The 16,423-nt window shown below is 72.9% G+C and carries 14 protein-coding genes, 1 pseudogene and 1 riboswitch; of the genes and pseudogenes, 9 read left to right on the forward strand and 6 right to left on the reverse strand.

Features of this window, described 5'->3' with window-relative positions:
- Positions 1 to 143 precede the first annotated feature (143 nt).
- The 3 genes from C1708_RS27165 to C1708_RS27175 all read left to right on the forward strand — a co-directional run bounded on the left by C1708_RS27165 (position 144) and on the right by C1708_RS27175 (position 4,148).
- Positions 144 to 1,334 carry an MFS transporter gene (locus C1708_RS27165; protein ID WP_106415155.1) on the forward strand — a complete coding sequence of 397 codons (1,191 nt, stop codon included), beginning with the start codon at positions 144 to 146 and terminating at the stop codon, positions 1,332 to 1,334.
- Positions 1,335 to 1,605: 271 nt separating this feature from the next.
- Positions 1,606 to 2,394 carry a carbon-nitrogen hydrolase family protein gene (locus tag C1708_RS27170; RefSeq protein WP_106415156.1) on the forward strand — a complete coding sequence of 263 codons (789 nt, stop codon included), beginning with the start codon at positions 1,606 to 1,608 and terminating at the stop codon, positions 2,392 to 2,394.
- 41 nt (positions 2,395 to 2,435) lie between these two features.
- Positions 2,436 to 4,148: a flavin monoamine oxidase family protein gene (locus C1708_RS27175; RefSeq protein ID WP_106415157.1), complete on the forward strand. Its 1,713-nt coding sequence runs from the start codon at positions 2,436 to 2,438 to the stop codon at positions 4,146 to 4,148.
- Between the two features lie 2 nt (positions 4,149 to 4,150).
- Here C1708_RS27175 and C1708_RS27180 read toward each other — a convergent pair whose 3' ends face one another.
- On the reverse strand, positions 4,151 to 4,837 hold the full coding sequence (locus tag C1708_RS27180; RefSeq protein WP_106415158.1) for a DUF5995 family protein: 687 nt from the start codon (positions 4,835 to 4,837) through the stop codon (positions 4,151 to 4,153).
- Positions 4,838 to 5,010: 173 nt separating this feature from the next.
- Between C1708_RS27180 and C1708_RS27185 the strand changes: the two genes are divergently transcribed.
- Entirely contained in the window at positions 5,011 to 6,138 is a 1,128-nt protein-coding gene (locus C1708_RS27185; RefSeq protein WP_106415159.1) for a glycoside hydrolase family 6 protein, read from the forward strand.
- Positions 6,139 to 6,150: 12 nt separating this feature from the next.
- Here C1708_RS27185 and C1708_RS27190 read toward each other — a convergent pair whose 3' ends face one another.
- Together C1708_RS27190 and C1708_RS34500 are read right to left on the reverse strand one after the other, a co-directional pair.
- Positions 6,151 to 6,972, reverse strand: coding sequence for a recombinase family protein (locus tag C1708_RS27190; protein ID WP_241911331.1), 822 nt, complete (start codon positions 6,970 to 6,972; stop codon positions 6,151 to 6,153).
- Positions 6,973 to 6,986: 14 nt separating this feature from the next.
- A complete protein-coding gene (locus C1708_RS34500; RefSeq protein WP_198602605.1) occupies positions 6,987 to 7,154 on the reverse strand; it encodes a zinc finger domain-containing protein in 168 nt (55 codons plus the stop codon).
- A gap of 223 nt (positions 7,155 to 7,377) precedes the next feature.
- On the opposite strand from C1708_RS34500, the gene C1708_RS27195 reads away from it, so the two are divergent.
- Both C1708_RS27195 and C1708_RS27200 read left to right on the forward strand, forming a co-directional pair.
- Positions 7,378 to 7,920: a SigE family RNA polymerase sigma factor gene (locus tag C1708_RS27195; RefSeq protein ID WP_106416503.1), complete on the forward strand. Its 543-nt coding sequence runs from the start codon at positions 7,378 to 7,380 to the stop codon at positions 7,918 to 7,920.
- A 29-nt stretch (positions 7,921 to 7,949) separates the two neighbouring features.
- Positions 7,950 to 8,738, forward strand: a complete 789-nt coding sequence (locus C1708_RS27200) for a hypothetical protein (protein WP_106416504.1) — start codon at positions 7,950 to 7,952, stop codon at positions 8,736 to 8,738.
- 290 nt (positions 8,739 to 9,028) lie between these two features.
- Here the strand turns inward: C1708_RS27200 and C1708_RS36175 are convergent.
- A pseudogene (locus C1708_RS36175) lies at positions 9,029 to 10,041 on the reverse strand (Tn3 family transposase); the annotation flags it as partial.
- 725 nt (positions 10,042 to 10,766) lie between these two features.
- Here C1708_RS36175 and C1708_RS36180 point away from each other — a divergent pair.
- Positions 10,767 to 10,967, forward strand: a complete 201-nt coding sequence (locus tag C1708_RS36180) for a hypothetical protein (protein ID WP_241911334.1) — start codon at positions 10,767 to 10,769, stop codon at positions 10,965 to 10,967.
- Positions 10,968 to 11,159: 192 nt separating this feature from the next.
- On the opposite strand, the gene C1708_RS27210 is transcribed toward C1708_RS36180, so the two are convergent.
- A complete protein-coding gene (locus C1708_RS27210; RefSeq protein ID WP_106415160.1) occupies positions 11,160 to 12,566 on the reverse strand; it encodes a uracil-xanthine permease family protein in 1,407 nt (468 codons plus the stop codon).
- Between the two features lie 175 nt (positions 12,567 to 12,741).
- Between C1708_RS27210 and C1708_RS27215 the strand changes: the two genes are divergently transcribed.
- Positions 12,742 to 13,200, forward strand: coding sequence for an acyl-CoA thioesterase (locus tag C1708_RS27215; RefSeq protein WP_106415161.1), 459 nt, complete (start codon positions 12,742 to 12,744; stop codon positions 13,198 to 13,200).
- Here the strand turns inward: C1708_RS27215 and C1708_RS27220 are convergent.
- Complete coding sequence (locus C1708_RS27220; protein WP_106415162.1) at positions 13,160 to 14,365, reverse strand: MFS transporter; 1,206 nt, start codon at positions 14,363 to 14,365, stop codon at positions 13,160 to 13,162. The genes C1708_RS27215 and C1708_RS27220 overlap by 41 nt on opposite strands.
- A 158-nt stretch (positions 14,366 to 14,523) precedes the next feature.
- Here C1708_RS27220 and C1708_RS27225 point away from each other — a divergent pair, with 158 nt between their 5' ends.
- Positions 14,524 to 15,711: an ROK family transcriptional regulator gene (locus C1708_RS27225; RefSeq protein WP_106415163.1), complete on the forward strand. Its 1,188-nt coding sequence runs from the start codon at positions 14,524 to 14,526 to the stop codon at positions 15,709 to 15,711.
- Between the two features lie 460 nt (positions 15,712 to 16,171).
- Positions 16,172 to 16,302, forward strand: a riboswitch (FMN riboswitch).
- Positions 16,303 to 16,423: the final 121 nt, after the last annotated feature.

Consider the following 16,423-nt stretch of genomic DNA (forward strand, 5'->3'; position numbering starts at 1 on the left):
GATGGTGCCGCCGACGGGCGGAGGACTACCCTCGGGAGCATGACCTGGCGACATTGATTCACGCGTAGTGCCTCCCGAGGGCCGCCGCGGACGCCGTTCGACCTCAGCGTCCGGTGTCCGAACCGCCCTTCCGGGAAGGCCTCATGACTCTCACGCCCACGCGTGTCGGCGACGTGCGCGTGCGTCGGCTGACGACCACGCTGTACGGCTACTCGTTCCTCGAGGAATTCGTTCTGCTGTACCCGGTGTACGCGCTGCTGTTCAGCGACGCCGGGCTGTCCGTGTGGCAGATCTCGTCCCTGTTCGCCCTGTGGTCCGTCACGGCCGTGCTGCTGGAGGTTCCGTCCGGGGCGTGGGCCGACGCGGTCTCGCGGCGCCTGCTGCTGTGGGCCGGTCCGCTGCTGACGGGTGCCGGGTTCGCCCTGTGGGTGCTCGTGCCGTCGTACGCCGCCTTCGCGGTGGGGTTCGTGCTGTGGGGGATCGGCGGGGCGCTGAGCTCCGGGGCGCTGGAGGCGCTCGTCTACGACGAACTGGAGCAGGCCGGTGCCGCGGACCGGTTCGCCCGGGTGCTGGGGCGGGCGCGGGCGGCGGGGCTGGTCGCCGTGATGGCGGCGATGGGGCTGGCCGGGCCGGTGCTGGCGTGGGGCGGACATGCCGCTGTGGGGGCGGCGAGTGTGCTGGTGTGCCTGCTGACCTCGGTCACCGCGTTGCGCTTCCCCGAGCATCGGGTGGCGGGGGCTGTGCGGCGGGGGTGGGCCGCGACCCTGCGGGCCGGGCTGGGCGAGGCTCGGCGTGACCGGTCCGTGCGGGGCGCTCTGCTGCTGGTGCCGGCGGTGGCGGCGGTGTGGGGCGCGTTGGACGAGTACACGCCGCTGCTGGTGCGGGAGACGGGGGTCGCGGACACGACGGTGCCTGGGCTGTTGCTGGTGATCTGGGGCGGTGCGACCGCGGGGAGCCTGCTGGCGGGGGAGGGGGAGCGGTTCGGTACGACCGGGCTGGCGCTGCTGCTGGGCGGGGGCGGGATCGCCCTGGCGGTGGGGACCGTGGCCGGGACCGTGCCGGGGCTGCTGCTGGTCGCTGTCGCGTTCGGCGCGTTCCAGGCGGCGACGGTGCTGGCCGAGGCACGCCTGCAGCACCGGATCGAGGACACGGGGCGGGCGACGCTGACGTCGGTCGCCGGCCTGGGGACGGAGCTGGTGACGGTGGCGGTCTTCGCGGGGTACGCGACGGTCGCCTCGGGCCACGCCCACAGCACGGCGTTCGCGGTGTCGGCGGTGCCGTACGTGGTGCTGGCGGTGGGGCTGGTCGCGGTGCGGAGGCGGCGGGCGGCGTAGCGCTCCGCGGACCCGCGTGCCTCCCCCGTCGCCCCCGGGAGCCACCCCGGGGGCGACGGGGGAGGGCGAGCGTGACGCCGCCCCGTGAGCGTCGGGCCGCGCGAACACCCCGGCCGCACCGGCACCCCGCGCAACGAATCGCCGCGAACGGCGGTTCACACGCAACGACCGGCGCACCGGTGCGCAACAGCTCCTCCTTGTCCGGCGGAGCCACGCGACCGTACCTTCATGGGTGACCCCCAGCCCCCCGCCTTCCCGGTGAGGATCCCGCATGCGCACCGCCCTGTTCCAGAGCTCCGGCCACCCCGGCTCCGTGGCCGAGAACCTCAAGGCTCTCGACGACGCGGCCGCCCGCGCCGCGGCCGCGGGCGCCACGCTGCTCGTGACCTCCGAGCTGTTCCTCACGGGATACGCCATCGGCGACGACCTGGGCCGCCTCGCCGAGCCCGCCGACGGCGACGCGGCCGACGCGGTCGCCGAGACCGCCGGCCGTCACGGCCTCGCCGTCGCCTACGGCTACCCCGAGCGCGCCGGCGGCACGGTGTACAACTCCGTCCAGCTCGTCGCCCCCGACGGCACCCGTCTCGCGAACTACCGCAAGACCCACCTCTACGGCTGCTTCGAGCACGACCACTTCACCCCGGGCGTGGACACGGTCGTGCAGGCCGAGCTGAACGGCCTCACCGTCGGCCTGGTGATCTGCTACGACGTGGAGTTCCCGGAGAACGTCCGCGCCCACGCCCTCGCCGGCACCGACCTGCTGCTGGCGCCCACGGCCCTGCTGCACCCGTACCAGTTCGTCGCCGAGTCCGTGGTGCCCGTGCGGGCCTTCGAGAGCCAGCTGTACATCGCGTACGTCAACCGGGCCGGCCGGGAAGGCGCGTTCGAGTTCGTGGGGCTGTCCGCGCTGGCCGGGCCCGACGGGCTCGTCCGCGCCCGCGCCGGCCGCGGCGAGGAACTGCTCCTCGCCGATGCCGACCCGGTGCTTCTCGCCGCGTCCCGCGAGGACAACCCGTATCTGCGGGACCGCCGGCCCGGTCTCTACCGGTCCCTCGTCTGATCCGCTCTTCCGGTTCCACCACTGCAAGGAGTCCGTACCCCATGACGTCCACGGTGCCCAACGCCGTCGAGCACGCCGACGAGCAGCAGCCGCCGATCACCATGTTCGGCCCGGACTTCCCGTACGCGTACGACGACTTCCTGGCCCACCCCGCCGGGATCGGGCAGGTGCCGGCGACCGAGCACGGCACCGAGGTCGCCGTGATCGGCGGTGGGCTGTCCGGGATCGTCGCCGCGTACGAGCTGATGAAGATGGGGCTCAAGCCGGTCGTGTACGAGGCCGACCGGATCGGCGGGCGCCTGCGGACCGTCGGCTTCGAGGGGTGTGACGCGTCGCTCACGGCGGAGATGGGCGCCATGCGTTTCCCGCCGTCGTCCACGGCGCTGCAGCACTACATCGACCTCGTGGGTCTTCAGACCCGGCCGTTCCCCAATCCGCTGGCCGAGGCGACCCCTTCGACCGTGGTGGATCTGAAGGGCGAGTCGCACTACGCCGAGACGATGGACGATCTGCCGCAGGTCTACCGGGACGTCGCCGACGCCTGGGCGCGGTGCCTGGAGGAGGGGGCCCACTTCTCCGACATGAACCGGGCCCTGCGCGAGCGGGACGTGCCGCGGATCCGGGAGATCTGGTCGCGGCTGGTGGAGAAGCTCGACAACCAGACGTTCTACGGCTTCCTCTGTGAGTCGGAGGCCTTCTCGTCCTTCCGGCACCGGGAGATCTTCGGACAGGTCGGGTTCGGCACCGGGGGGTGGGACACCGACTTCCCGAATTCGATCCTGGAGATCCTGCGGGTCGTCTACACCGAGGCCGACGACCACCACCGGGGGATCGTGGGCGGATCGCAGCAGCTGCCGCTCAGGCTGTGGGAGCGGGAGCCGGAGAAGATCGTCCACTGGCCGTACGGAACCTCGCTGAAGTCCCTGCACGTGGACGGGGAGCCGCGTCCTGCCGTCACGCGGCTCGGACGGACCGCCGGCAACCGGATCACCGTGACCGACGCGCGCGGCGACATCCGTACGTACCGGGCGGCCGTCTTCACCGCGCAGTCGTGGATGCTGCTGTCGAAGATCGACTGCGACGACTCGCTCTTCCCGATCGACCACTGGACCGCGATCGAGCGCACCCACTACATGGAGAGCTCCAAGCTCTTCGTGCCCGTGGACCGGCCGTTCTGGCTGGACAAGGCCGTCGACGACAGGGGAAACCCGACCGGACGGGACGTCATGTCGATGACGCTCACCGACCGGATGACCCGGGGCACCTATCTGCTGGACAACGGCCCGGACGAGCCGGCGGTCATCTGTCTGTCGTACACCTGGTGCGACGACAGTCTGAAGTGGCTGCCGCTGTCGGCCAACGAGCGGATGGAGGTCATGCTGAAGTCGCTCGGCGAGATCTACCCGAAGGTCGACATCCGGAAGCACATCATCGGCAACCCGGTGACCGTCTCCTGGGAGAACGAGCCCTACTTCATGGGCGCGTTCAAGGCGAACCTGCCGGGCCACTACCGCTACCAGCGGCGGCTGTTCACCCACTTCATGCAGGACCGGCTGCCGGAGGACAAGCGGGGCCTGTTCCTCGCCGGTGACGACATCTCCTGGACGGCCGGCTGGGCCGAGGGCGCCGTGCAGACCGCGCTCAACGCGGTGTGGGGCGTGATGCACCACCTCGGGGGCGCCACCGACCCGACCAACCCGGGTCCCGGCGACCTGTTCGACGAGATCGCGCCCGTCGAACTCCCGGAGGACTGAGGTCAGCCGGGCAGCGGGGTGAGCAGCATGCGCCCCGCGAACCCCACCGCGGTGTCCAGCCGTTCGGTGAACTCCGCCGCCACGTCGGGCAGCCGGCGCAGCGCCCACAGGGCGCGCGCCGCCGTCCAGGCCGCGTCCCGGGCGCGCTCCAGGCTCCACGCGCCGAGCAGATGGGTCAGCGGATCGGCGATCCGCAGCAGCTCGGGGCCGGGGACCAGCTCCTCGCGGACGCGCTCCTCCAGCGACAGGAGGAGTTCGCCCACGGCCTCGAACTCGTCCTCCAGGTCGGCGGGTTCACAGCCGAGCGCACGGCAGGTGTCCACGACGGCCAGCGCGAGGTCGTGCCCGATGTGCGCGTTGATGCCCGCCAGCGCGAACTGCACCGGACGTACCTCGGGGTGACGGCGGAGCTGGAACAGCGGACGCCAGCAGGCGGGGGGACGCCGGCCGTCCGCCGCCGCGTCCACCGCGGCCAGATAGCGTTCGGCGAACCGCACGTCCAGCGTGATCACCGCACGCGTGTCGGGGAAGAGACCGGCGTCGACGCGCCGGTCCACGGCCTGTGTCACGGCGAGGTAGACACGGTTGAAGACCGCGACCCCGTCCCGCGCGGGCAGGGCCGCGCCGAGGGCGCGCATACGGGCGACGACCCCGTCGACCGGGGTGAGGACTTGTTCGCGGTGCGCCATGAGCGCAGGGTGACACCTTCAGGCCGGCTCCAGTGGCGGCGGGCCCGGCGCTTCCCCGGAACGGGGGAACGCGTCCGCCGCGGGGGAGGGGGAAGCACGGGGTGGCAGACTCGCGTGCCCGGAGACTGTCCGCGCGCCGCGCGGAACGCCGGCGTGCCGCGCGGCGGACCGCGATGGTCGCGGCGGCCTCGGCCGTGGTCGTGGCCGGCGTCGTCTCCGGGGTGGTCTCGGCGGCCGGGGAGGGGCGGGAGGCACCGGAGGCCCGGCCCGTGACGTCCGCGTCGCCGCGTCTCGTTCCGCTGCCCGCCGTGCTCTCGACGCCCCCGCCGGCCACCGTGTCCGCCTCGCCGTCGGTCCGGCCGCGGCGGACGAGCGCCCCGCCTTCCGCGTCGCCGAGCGCGCAGAAGCCCGGTGCGAAGAGGAAGCGGACCGTCCCTGTGTCCGCGCGGCTCCACCGGCATCCCGCTTCCCGGGTGCTCGACTGGGTGCGGGCGCATCCCGGCGACCCGCGCCGGCCGGTCATCGAGTCGCGGACAGCGGAGCAGTCCGCGGCCGTGTGGTTCGCGGACCGGTCGCCGGACACGGTCACCGCGCGGGTGAGGGCGGTGACGTCCGGCGGGGCCGCGCAGGGGCGGGTGCCCGTCGTCGTGCCGTACGCGACACCCGGCCGGGACTGCGGCGGGCACTCCGAGGGCGGCGCGCCGGACTTCGCCGCCTACGACGACCGGATCGACCGGTTCGCCGCCGGGCTCGGCAGCGGGGAGGCCGTGGTGATCCTGGAGCCCGACTCGGTCGCGCAGGCCGACTGCCTGTCCGCCGGGCAGCGGGCCGAGCGGTTCGCCTCGCTGGCCCGCGCCGGACGGGTGCTCAAGGAGGCCAACGCCCGCGCCCGCGTCCACCACGACGCCGGACACTCCGGCTGGCACACGCCCGCGAGACAGGCGGACCTGCCGCGGCGGGCGGGGGCCGCCTCGCCCGCGTCGTCGGACGGGATCCTCAGCGACGTGTCCAACTTCCACGGCACCGACGACGAGATCGCCTACGACCGCGCCGTGCCGGACGCCCTCGGCACGGCGGGCCTCGGCGCGGTGATCGCCACCAGCCGCAACGGCAACGGCGCCCCCGCCGACGGCGAGTGGTGCGACCCCGCGGGCCGCAGGCTGGGCCGGGCCCCGACGCCCACCACCGGCGAGGCCCGCATCGACGCCCACCTGTGGGTGAAGCCCCCCGGCGGGTCCGACGGCTGCAAGGGCGCGTCGGGGACCGGGTGCGAGTGGTTGGCGTACAGGAAATCCCGGTGAGAACGATCATGGTCACGAGCTGAGCGCTGCGGCGTCCGGACTGGGCTCGGGGGCGCCGCCGGTCCGGAGGGCGGCGAAGTCGGCGTGCGCGGCCTCGACGGCTTCGGGGTACGCCTCGCGCTCGGCGTGCTCGGCCAGCGCCCGGTGGATGCCGGCGACGGAAGGGTTCTGTCCCTTGCGCTTGCCGGTGGGGATGATCAGGTCGGGCTGGATCCGCTCGACGGACTCCCCGTTCGCCCGGCGCCGCAGCACGGTGTGGAGCATGTCCTCGGTGATGACGGGCGGCCGGCCTCCGCGCTTGCCCTTGCGGGCCGCGGTGTCGAGCCCTTCGAGCGTCGACTCCCGGATGTTCTCCCGTTCGGTCTCCGCCATCGCCGCGAAGAACGCGAACAGCAGCTTCCCCGGCCCGGTCGGGTCGTAGATCCCGGGCAGGGGCCCGGCCGGCATCTCCAGCACCAGGCCGTGCGCGGTGAGGTGGTCGGCGAGCGCGGTCAGCCCGGCGGCGTCCCGCCCGAGCCGCTTCATCTCGTACACGGTGAAGATGACCCGGCAGTGCGGGGCGTGTGCCTTGCCCTCCCGGGCCGTCCTCAGCGCCTCCTCGAACTTCGGGCGGACCCGCACTCGGGTGCTGACCTTCTCGCTGAAGATCTTGTCGCGGGGGATGCCGTGCTTGCTGAGCGCGTCGAGCCGGGAGTCGAGTTCCTGCCCGAGGGTCGAGCACCGTGCGTACCCGATACGGATGTCCGCGCTCGGCAGGTCCGGGTCGACCGGCGCCGGCGGCGGGGCGCCCGGCCGCCACGGCAGGCCAGGACTCCGGTCGGCCGGGGCCGGCACCCGCAGCTCCTTCTTCAGCCGGGCACCATCGTGAAGCGGCGGGTGTGGTAGGCGGAGGCGACCGCGCCGCCGCGCGAGCGGCACGGTGAGCCGGGCTGGGCTTCGCACTTCGGACAGGCGTGCTGCTCGACATCGTCGGCGTCCGACCGGTGGTCCGGGGAGGGTGGCTGAGGGTCTGCCATGAGCCCGGATTTTCGCACAATGCAAGTCTCAGAAGAGGATCTGTCCCATTTTTGAGTGAGAACGGGTCATGAGAGCGGATCCGGATCCGGCGGGGGTCCGGTGGCCCGCCGTTGATCTTGCTCGCGCAAAGGAACGTTTGTGCGAAGCGGAAGAAGATTCCGTGGTGAGGCAACGGTCTCGGCTTCGTACGGACTCTTCTGAACATCTAGGAGGGAGGTGCTCATGGGGGTTCGAAAGCAGGTCGGGGACCGAGAGTTCCACGATTTCGTCGTCGGTTGCTGGCCGCGCCTGATGCGCACGGCATTTCTGCTCACGGGTGAGCAGCACGCTGCGGAGGATCTGGTCCAGTCGACGCTGGAGCAGGTCTATGTGGCCTGGCACAGGGTCGCCCTGGCCGACGCCCCTGAGGCGTATGTGCGACGAGTGATGATCAACGCGCATGCCCGCAGATATCGAAGGAAGCTGCGGGAGTTCCTGTTGCCCAGGGGCGGGGACGCGGGCCTGACACACGAGGTGGCCGACACCGGTGACCGGATCGCCCAGGCCGACGACCGTCACACGCTGCTGAAGGCGCTGGCCCAATTGCCGGCACGGCAGCGGGAAGCAGTGGTCCTGCGTTACTGGGAGGACCTCACTGAGACACAGACGGCCGAGGCGATGGGCTGTTCGGTCGGCACGGTGAAGAGCAACGCAGCCAAGGGGATCGCGAAGCTGCGCGCCGTTTCGGGACTGGTGGAGAAAGTGACGCAGGGAGGACGAACGTGAAGAGCGCGGACCGGGAGACGAGCCACAACATGACACAGCACGACATCGCCTTCCTGCTGGCCGAAGCCGCCGACGAGGTGAGGATCGGCACAGCCCCCGCCCAGGCGCTGATTCGCGGCGGCCGCCGCCGCAGGGCCCGTCGCTGGGCGGTCGTGGCGACCACCACCCTGGTCGTGGCCGGCTCCACGGGGGCTCTGGCACTGAACGGGCTGTCCGGTGACGGGGAACGGAGGGTGCCGTCGGCGAGCCAGCCGGTCGCCAGCGCGGAGGCATCCGAGCCGCACATGCGGACGACCCTGGCGAGCGGCACCGACGCGGGAGTGCCGTGGAGGGTGTACATCGACGTGTGGAAGGCTCCGGCGGACACGGCGGAGGCCCAGGCCATCCTGGCGGCCATGGCGAAGTTCGGCGAGCACCCGCAGGACGTCTCCACAGCCTCCGACCTGGTGGGCAAGGTCGCACACTTCGTGCACCGGGTCACCGGTGAAGAGGCGAAGACCACTCAGATCGGGAACTTGGTGCTGCCCGAGGACGACGTCCTGACCGACGGCGAGCACGGGACCGTCTCGCTCCCGCTGCTCCCAGGGGACGGCACGGCCGCCCCGCGCCTGGTGTTCGGCCATGTCGCCAAGACCGCCCGGGAGGTCACCTGCACCTGGAAGGACGGTACGTCCACCAAGGTCGGCCGTGCGTCCGCGGACACCGAGGCGAACGCCGGCGTTCCGGTCATCCACAGCCCCAAGCACTCCCCCTACGACTGGTTCGCCATCCTGGCGCCGGAGTCCACCGAGTTGGAGGGGATCAAGGTCACGAAGTAGACCGAGCGGGAGACCGACGCTCCGAGGGGCAGGAGAACCACGGCAACGACCCCGACGGGCACCACGTTACGAAGTGCATCGTTCATGTGCACCAGGACATCGAGAAGGGCACGCGAGGTCCCAGCCGGCACCGGCACCTGCGGGTACGCCTGTCCACGGACTCGATGCCGAGGAACGGCAGCTGCTCGCCGCTCAGGAGAACTCACGGAATGTCGCACAGTACGACAAGCCGTGGCGCCGCTGCACGGCCTGACCCGGCCCTCGGGCGCAGCGCGGCCGGTACGCGCGGATCAGTCCTCGTCCCCGTCGTCGGGCTCGGCCTCGTCCGGGTCGCGCAGGGGCCGCAGGCCCTGGGCGGGGCCGGAGGAGGCGATGTTGAACAGGCAGCGGCCCAGGAAGTTGATGTGCGCGTTCTTCAGCGGGGACAGGCGGGCCAAGTCCTCGTCCTTGATGTCGTGGCCCCCCGCGCGGAGCTGAGCGACGGCGGCGTCCACGTAGCGGGTGTTCCACAGCACGACGGCCTTGAGGACCAGGCCGAGGGCGGCGAGCTGGTCCTCCTGGCCGTCCCGGTACGCCTGGCGAATCCGTCCGCGGCCGCCGTGGCAGATCGCGCGGGCGAGCCGGTGCCGGGACTCCTGCACGGTCAGCTGCCGGTTCATCAGCCGCCGGTAGGCGTCGTCCATCGGGTCGACCAGGGCCAACAGGTGCATGGTCCTGTCGATCCGGCCGTACTCCGCGAACGCCGCCCCAGCGGCGTGGGGTGTCCCTCGCGGCCGAACATCCGCAGCAGGTCGTACGCCCGCACCTGGTTGGTGATCAGCGACCCGGCCACCCGCAGCATGTCTGGCCAGTGCGTCTCGATCCGCTTCAGGTTCGCCTTGTGCCGGGCGATGGCCTCCAGCGGCTCCATCCGCGTGGGCCGGGCGGACACGTGGCGGAAGGCGTCCAGGAACCCGGTCCAGGAGTGCACCTCGAACAGCAGGTCCGGCAGGTCGATCCTGGGGAGCACCGCCTCCGTGGTCGTCTTCAGCCAGGTCAGCGACTCCGGCTCGCCCACCGCTCCGAGCTTGTCCACACTCAGGCGGGCCCGGCCCCCGCCCTCGGGGACGACGATCCCCACCTTCGCCTCGTCCCCGGCCTCGGCGAGGCGACCCGCCATCTGCCGCCAGGCCGCATCCAGGCCCCGGGTCAGCGTGGCCAGGTGCTCGCCGACGTCCTCGCTCAGCGACAGGCCGGCCAGCACGTCGCCCCGCATCGCCTCCCACCGCGGCCCGTCCAGCAGCCGCGCCCGCGGATCGGCCCACCGGTCGGAGGGGGCGGCGAAGATGTCCCGCCGGTTCAGCGCCCGGTGCAGCTGCTCCAGCACGCACACCACGTACGCGTCCCGGTCGACCGCGCCCTGCGGCAGCTTGGCGTTGGAGAACACCGCCCGCCGCCACATCGCGGGCACCAGCTCGGCGTCGACCTCGCGGGGCGGCAGCGGCCGCTCCTTGACCCGCCGCCGCGACAGCGCCGGCAGCCGCCGCACCGCCTTCAAGATGCGCTTGCCGCTCTGGGCCGCGCTCAGCGCGTCCGACTCGCCCAGCAGCGCCAGGAACGGGCGCACGGTGTTGTAGCGCAGGGCCGGCTTCTCGCGCATCGCTGCCTTGGCTGAGCCGTCGTCCTCGGGCACCAGGGCCTCGACGGCCGCGACCGCGACGGCCACGGCCGTACGCGGCACCGCCTCCTCGACCGCCGCCCACAGCGCGGCCACGTCCAGGTCCGCGTCGTGCTCGGCGACCGGGTCCAGCTCCTGGGTGAGGATCTTCGACGCCTTCGCCAGGATGCGGGCCGTCTTCTCCAGTTGCGGCAGCATCGCCAGGCGCTCCCTCTCCGACGCCCTGCCGCGCCGGGCTGATCAGCCGGTTCGCCATCGGCACCGCGAACAGGTCCAGCGCGTCGTCGACCGCCTGCGCCTGCAGCTGACGCACCACCGCCGTCGGCAGGGCCGTCCGGCGCGGCTCCGGCGCCCGCTCGATCGTCTGCGCCTTGCTCAGCTGCCCGTACCTGGCCAGCGTGTTCAGCCGGTTCACCGGCGCCCGGGACAGGTTCACCCGGCCCAGCGCGAACGCCGGGATCTCCTCCACCCGCTCCATCGCGCGGACCATCGCCGTCCCCGTCGACTTCGTCGGCGGGGTACGCAGCCGCTCCAGCTCCGGGCGCGTGGGCACCTCACCGAACGTCCCGTAGGCAGCGGCTTGCTCATCAGTCAGAAATTCCACCGGCACAGCCGGACCGTGTGCAGCCCCCGCACCCGCTCAACGATCTTTCCCGGAAGCCCCCCACCCGGGCTGGCCACTGTGGTAGCGACCATGATCAATCTCAGCGCCGCATCCTGTACCGCAACTCCTCAGACCCGGGGACCTTCAGCCCGTCGTACGCCTACGACCTGGCGCGCTGACCGTCCTCCGAGCCGTCGCCCGTGTCGTAGGAGGACGTGCCCTCGTCGAGCAGCGGCCTCTGGGTCTTGAGGTGGGCGGGCGCGAAGGCGCGCAGCGCGTGGTAGCCGGTGATGACGACGACGGTGCCGAGGGCGATGCCGCTGAGCGAGAAGGTGTCGGTGAACTCCATGGAGACGTTGCCGACGCCGATGATGATGCCCGCTGCGGCCGGCACCAGGTTCAGCGGATTGCGCAGGTCGACCTTGGCGTTGATCCAGATCTGCGCGCCGAGCAGGCCGATCATGCCGTACAGGATGACGGTGATGCCGCCCAGCACACCGCCGGGGACGGCGGCCACGACCGCGCCGAACTTGGGGCACAGGCCGAACAGCAGGGCGAAGCCGGCGGCGGCCCAGTAGGCGGCGGTGGAGTAGACGCGGGTCGCGGCCATCACGCCGATGTTCTCGGAGTAGGTGGTGTTGGGCGGGCCGCCGACCGCGGTGGACAGCATGGAGCCGACGCCGTCGGCGGAGATGGCCGTGCCGAGCTTGTCGTCGAGGTCGTCGCCGGTCATCTCGCCGACCGCCTTCACATGGCCCGCGTTCTCGGCGATCAGCGCGATGACCACCGGCAGGGCGACCAGGATCGCCGACCACTCGAAGGAGGGCCCGTGGAAGTCCGGCAGGCCGATCCAGTCCGCCCGGCCCACGCCCGACAGGTCCAGGCGCCAGTGGTCGGTGACCTCGCCGCTCCCGTCGGCCGAGTGGATCTGCCCGAAGATCCGGTCCAGCGCCCAGGACAGCACGTACCCGAAGATCAGACCGAGGAAGATCGCGATCCGGGACCAGAAGCCGCGCAGGCAGACCACGGCCAGTCCGGTGAACAGCATCACGGACAGGGCGGTCCACTGGTCCTGCGGCCAGTACGTCGAGGCGGTCACCGGCGCCAGGTTGAAGCCGATCAGCATCACCACCGCGCCGGTCACCACGGGCGGCATCGCCGCGTGGATGATCCGCGCGCCGAAGTGCCGCACCGCGAGGCCGGCCAGGAACAGCGCGGCCCCCACCACGAAGACCGCGCCCGTCACCGTGGCGCTGGAGCCGCCGTCCGCCCGGATCACCGCGGCCACGCCGACGAAGGAGAGCGAACAGCCCAGGTAGCTCGGCACCCGGCCACGGGTGGCCAGCAGGAAGATCACGGTCGCGACGCCCGACATCATGATCGCCAGGTTCGGGTCGAGGCCCATGAGGACGGGCGCCACGAAGGACGCGCCGAACATGGCGACCACGTGCTGGGCACCGAGGCCCGCGGTGCGCGGCCAGGAGAGGCGCTCGTCGGGGCGGACGACCGCCCCGGGTGCCGGAGTGCGTCCGTCTCCGTGCAGTTTCCAGCGGACGCCGAGATCCATGGGGGTTGTCGCTTTCTCGAAAGGTCAGCGTGTCCGCACCATTGTGCGGTCCGCACGGACGTGGTTCGCACAGGTGGCCGGGCGGGCGGGCGCCTCTGAGCATCCGCTTAGGATGAGGGCACGCCGTTGATCAATGCACACGGCACTTTTCCCGTACGTTCCAGGAGCACCGCACGTGACCGCCGAAGCCCCGCCCGCGCCCGCCCTCTCCTACGGCCGGCTGATGCCCGTGACCGTCCACTTCGACGACCTCGACGCGCTGGGGTTGCTGCACAACGCCCGTTACCCCCTGCTCGTCGAGCGCGCCTGGGCCGAGTGGATGCAGGCGGGCGGCGTCGCCTTCGACGGCGACTGGGCCGCCGCCGGCGACGCCTGCAACGCGGTCAGGGAACTGCGTCTCACCTACGAGGCCCCGGTGACCCGGCCCGGTCCCTACGCCGTCCACCTGTGGGTGGAGCGGCTCGGCACCACCGGGCTCACCTACGGTTTCCGGTTCTGCTCGGCGGACGGCGCGGTGACCTACGCGCGGGGCAGCCGGGTGCTGGTGCGGCTGGACGCCACGACCCTGCGCCCGGCACCCTGGAGCGAGGAGTTCAGGGGCGCCGCTCGGGAACTGCTGCGTCCGGACGCGTGACCTTCACCCGGTCGCCCGCGCGCAGCACCCGCGCGAAGCCCGCGATGCCGCAGCTCAGCACCGTCACCAGCACGAACGACACCATCAGGCTGGTCGCCTGGGCCAGCAGGCCGATCGCGCTCGGGGCGATCAGCCCCGAGGTGTAGGTGATGGTCGCCACGCCCGCGATGGCCAGGCTCGGGTTGGAGCCGCTGCGGCCGGCGGCGGCGAAGCACAGCGGGACGACCACCGCGATGCCCAGTCCCATCAGCGCGAACCCGGTCATCGCGACGGCGGGGTGACCGGCGGACACGATCAGCACGCCGCCGAGCAGGGCCACCACGCCGCTCGCGCGGACCGTGCGCACCGCGCCGTAGCGGTCCACCACCCGGTCGCCGGCGATGCGGGCGACCGCCATGGTGAGCGTGAAGCCGGTCGTGCAGGCGGCCGCGAGGCCCGCGGAGGTCCCCAGCTGGTCGCGCAGGTAGACCGCCGACCAGTCCAGGCTCGCCCCCTCGGCGAACACCGCGCAGAAGCCGATCGCGCCGATCAGCAGCGCCGAGCGCGGCGGCAGCGCGAACCGGGGCGGCGGCTCCTCGTCCTCGGTCGGCTGCAGGTCGAGCACCCAGGCGCAGGCCGCGAAGCCCACGACCGTCAGCACGGCGGCGGCCAGCGTGTGGTGCAGCCGGGCGTCCGAGCCCAGGTGCGCGGCGAGCGTGCCCGCCGCCGAGCCGACCACGGCGCCGACGCTCCACATGCCGTGCAGCCCCGACATGATCGACCGGTCGAGCCGGTTCTCCACCTCGACGCCGAGGGCGTTCATCGCCACGTCCGACATGCCGGCCGTGGCGCCGTAGACGAACAGGGCCAGGCACAGGGTGAGCATGTTCGGGGCGGCGGCCGGCAGCACCAGCGACAGCGTCCACAGGGCGAGCAGTCCGCGCAGCGCGCCACGGGCGCCGAAGCGGTGCGAGATGCGGCCCGCGAGCGGCATCGCCAGGGACGCGCCCAGCGCGGGGAAGGCCAGTGCGAGGCCCAGCTGCCCGGCGCTGACCCCCGCGTGGTCCTGGATCCAGGGGACCCGGGTCGCGAACGAGCCGGTGACCGCGCCGTGCACGGCGAACACGGCGGCCACGGCGTACCGTGCCCGCTTCACCTCACGTGGTGTGTGGACCACTGCACTCATCGCCCCGCCCTTCCCTGGCTCATCGCCGTCGTACGCGCGCTGCTCACTGCCGTCGTGCGCGCCGCCGTAAACTATCAGGAACCCTGCCTGAAAGAAACGGGGCATCCCGGGTCACGGCACCCGCCGGCCGGGCCCGCCGATCTGGAAGGATCCCCGGCATGGCCGCATCCCCGAGCACCGCCCGAGCCATCAACGACCGGCTCGCCCTGCGCCTGCTCCAGCAGGAGGGCCCGCTGACCGCCGGGCGGCTGAAGGAGCTCACCGGACTCTCCCGGCCCACCGTCGCCGACCTCGTCGAACGCCTCACCGCGGCCGGACTGATCGAGGTCGCCGGCGAGGCCCGCGCCCAGCGGCGGGGCCCCAACGCCAAGCTGTACGGCATCGTCGCCGACCGCGCGCACCTGGCCGCGCTGGACGTGCGCACCGAGGGCGTCGCCCTGGTCGTCTCCGACCTCGTCGGCGGGGTGCTGGCCGAGGCCTCCCTGCCCATCGCCGACGGCACCGGCACCGGTCCCGCCGTCGAGCAGGCCGTCGCCCTGGTCGAACGGACGGCCAAGGAGGCGGGCGCCGACCGGCTGCACACGGTGGGCATCGGCGCGCCCGGCCTGATCGACCCCGCGACCGGCGAACTGCGCGACTCCACGAGCCTGCCGGAGTGGCACCGGCGCCTGGTCGCCGTGCTCCAGGAACGGCTGCCCGAGGCCCGGGTCAGCGCGGAGAACGAGACCAACCTCGCCGCGCTGGCCGAACAGCGCGACGGGGCGGCCCGCGACCGCGACACCTTCGTCCTCCTGTGGCTCGGCCACGGCACCGGCGCCGCCGTGATCCTCGACGGCGTCCTGCGCCGGGGCGCCTCCGGCGGCACCGGGGAGATCGGCTTCCTGCCCGTGCCGGGCACCCCGGGCCTGCCGTCGGCCACCGACTGCGCGGGCGGCTTCCACTCCCTGGCCGGCGCCGCGGCGGTCGCGCGGCTCGCGGGCGAGTGCGGCGTCGCACCGGAACCCGGGGCCGAGCCGGAGGCGGCGGGTGCCGTACGGGCGGCCGTCGCCGCACCCCGGCGTGCGGTGCACGCGCGCTTCCTCGACACCCTGGCCGACCGGGTCGCCGTGGGCGTCGCCGCCGTGGTCGCGCTCCTCGACCCCGGGTGCGTGGTCCTGGGCGGCGAGATCGGACAGGCGGGCGGCGAGGCGCTGGCCGCGCGCGTCCACGACCGCCTGACGGCGTTGTCCCCGCTCCCTGTCGACGTGCGGCCGAGCACCTTGGGCGGGGGAGCGGTGCTGCGCGGGGCGCTGCTCACGGCACGGGAGCGGGCTCAGGACGAGCTGTTCGGGGTGCCGGGGCGGTGACGGCGGGTGCGGCGGTGCGTCTGTCGGTGGGGGTGAGGCGCCGGCCGTGCGGGGTCGCTTCCGTTCGGCGGCGCTGTCCCCGCATCGGCGGCGCCTGCGGCGCCGTACGCGACCCCGCTCCGCCGGGCCGGGCCGCCGGGCGCGTCCGGGTGTGGTGAGGCCCGGCGGCGGGCAAGGGCCGTCGTCACCGCCGCCGGGCCGGTCCTGGAGGGGAGCCGGCGCCGTCCCGGTCCTGAGGGGCGCCGCTCCCGGTGAGGGTGGCTCGGACCCTAAAAGGACTAGACCACTTAGTCAAGAGATGCGGACGGGTTCCCGGGGTGGCGGCAAGTGAGCGTACAGCCAGGGAAGTTGCGCGTCGCGCGACCCTTGGTGGCCGCCTCGTCGCCCTCTGTGACTCACGCCACACCACTCACCCGCGTGGCCGAGCCCCGGCCGTGGCAGACTGGGGCAGTACCAGTAGCAGCGCACTCCGGGGTCGGTGAAAGTCCGAACCGGCGGTTACAGTCCGCGACCCGGTCGCCTCCAGCGACCGGTTGACCAGGTGAAATTCCTGGACCGACGGTTAAAGTCCGGATGGGAGGCAGTGCGCGGCGGGCGGGCATCCATGCGCGCCGCCGTACCGGTTCGCCCTTCGGGCGTGCCCTGTCCGGCGTCGCTCCCGGTGTCCTCGCCCGTGATCCTGTCGTCATCGACAGCCCCGGAGTCCGTGCCC

It is taken from the genome of Streptomyces sp. DH-12 (assembly GCF_002899455.1).
Taxonomy (GTDB): Bacteria; Actinomycetota; Actinomycetes; order Streptomycetales; family Streptomycetaceae; genus Streptomyces.

What these genes read in the sequence shown, in the direction of transcription:
- C1708_RS27195 (WP_106416503.1), top strand. Translation starts at nt 7,378, where the DNA reads ATGGGGGTTCGAAAGCAGGTCGGGGACCGAGAGTTCCACGATTTCGTC.
- C1708_RS27180 (WP_106415158.1), bottom strand. Translation starts at nt 4,837, where the DNA reads ATGGCGCACCGCGAACAAGTCCTCACCCCGGTCGACGGGGTCGTCGCC.
- C1708_RS27175 (WP_106415157.1), top strand. Translation starts at nt 2,436, where the DNA reads ATGACGTCCACGGTGCCCAACGCCGTCGAGCACGCCGACGAGCAGCAG.
- C1708_RS34500 (WP_198602605.1), bottom strand. Translation starts at nt 7,154, where the DNA reads ATGGCAGACCCTCAGCCACCCTCCCCGGACCACCGGTCGGACGCCGAC.
- C1708_RS27210 (WP_106415160.1), bottom strand. Translation starts at nt 12,566, where the DNA reads ATGGATCTCGGCGTCCGCTGGAAACTGCACGGAGACGGACGCACTCCG.
- C1708_RS27225 (WP_106415163.1), top strand. Translation starts at nt 14,524, where the DNA reads ATGGCCGCATCCCCGAGCACCGCCCGAGCCATCAACGACCGGCTCGCC.
- C1708_RS27200 (WP_106416504.1), top strand. Translation starts at nt 7,950, where the DNA reads ATGACACAGCACGACATCGCCTTCCTGCTGGCCGAAGCCGCCGACGAG.
- C1708_RS27165 (WP_106415155.1), top strand. Translation starts at nt 144, where the DNA reads ATGACTCTCACGCCCACGCGTGTCGGCGACGTGCGCGTGCGTCGGCTG.
- C1708_RS27220 (WP_106415162.1), bottom strand. Translation starts at nt 14,365, where the DNA reads ATGAGTGCAGTGGTCCACACACCACGTGAGGTGAAGCGGGCACGGTAC.
- C1708_RS27170 (WP_106415156.1), top strand. Translation starts at nt 1,606, where the DNA reads ATGCGCACCGCCCTGTTCCAGAGCTCCGGCCACCCCGGCTCCGTGGCC.
- C1708_RS27185 (WP_106415159.1), top strand. Translation starts at nt 5,011, where the DNA reads ATGGTCGCGGCGGCCTCGGCCGTGGTCGTGGCCGGCGTCGTCTCCGGG.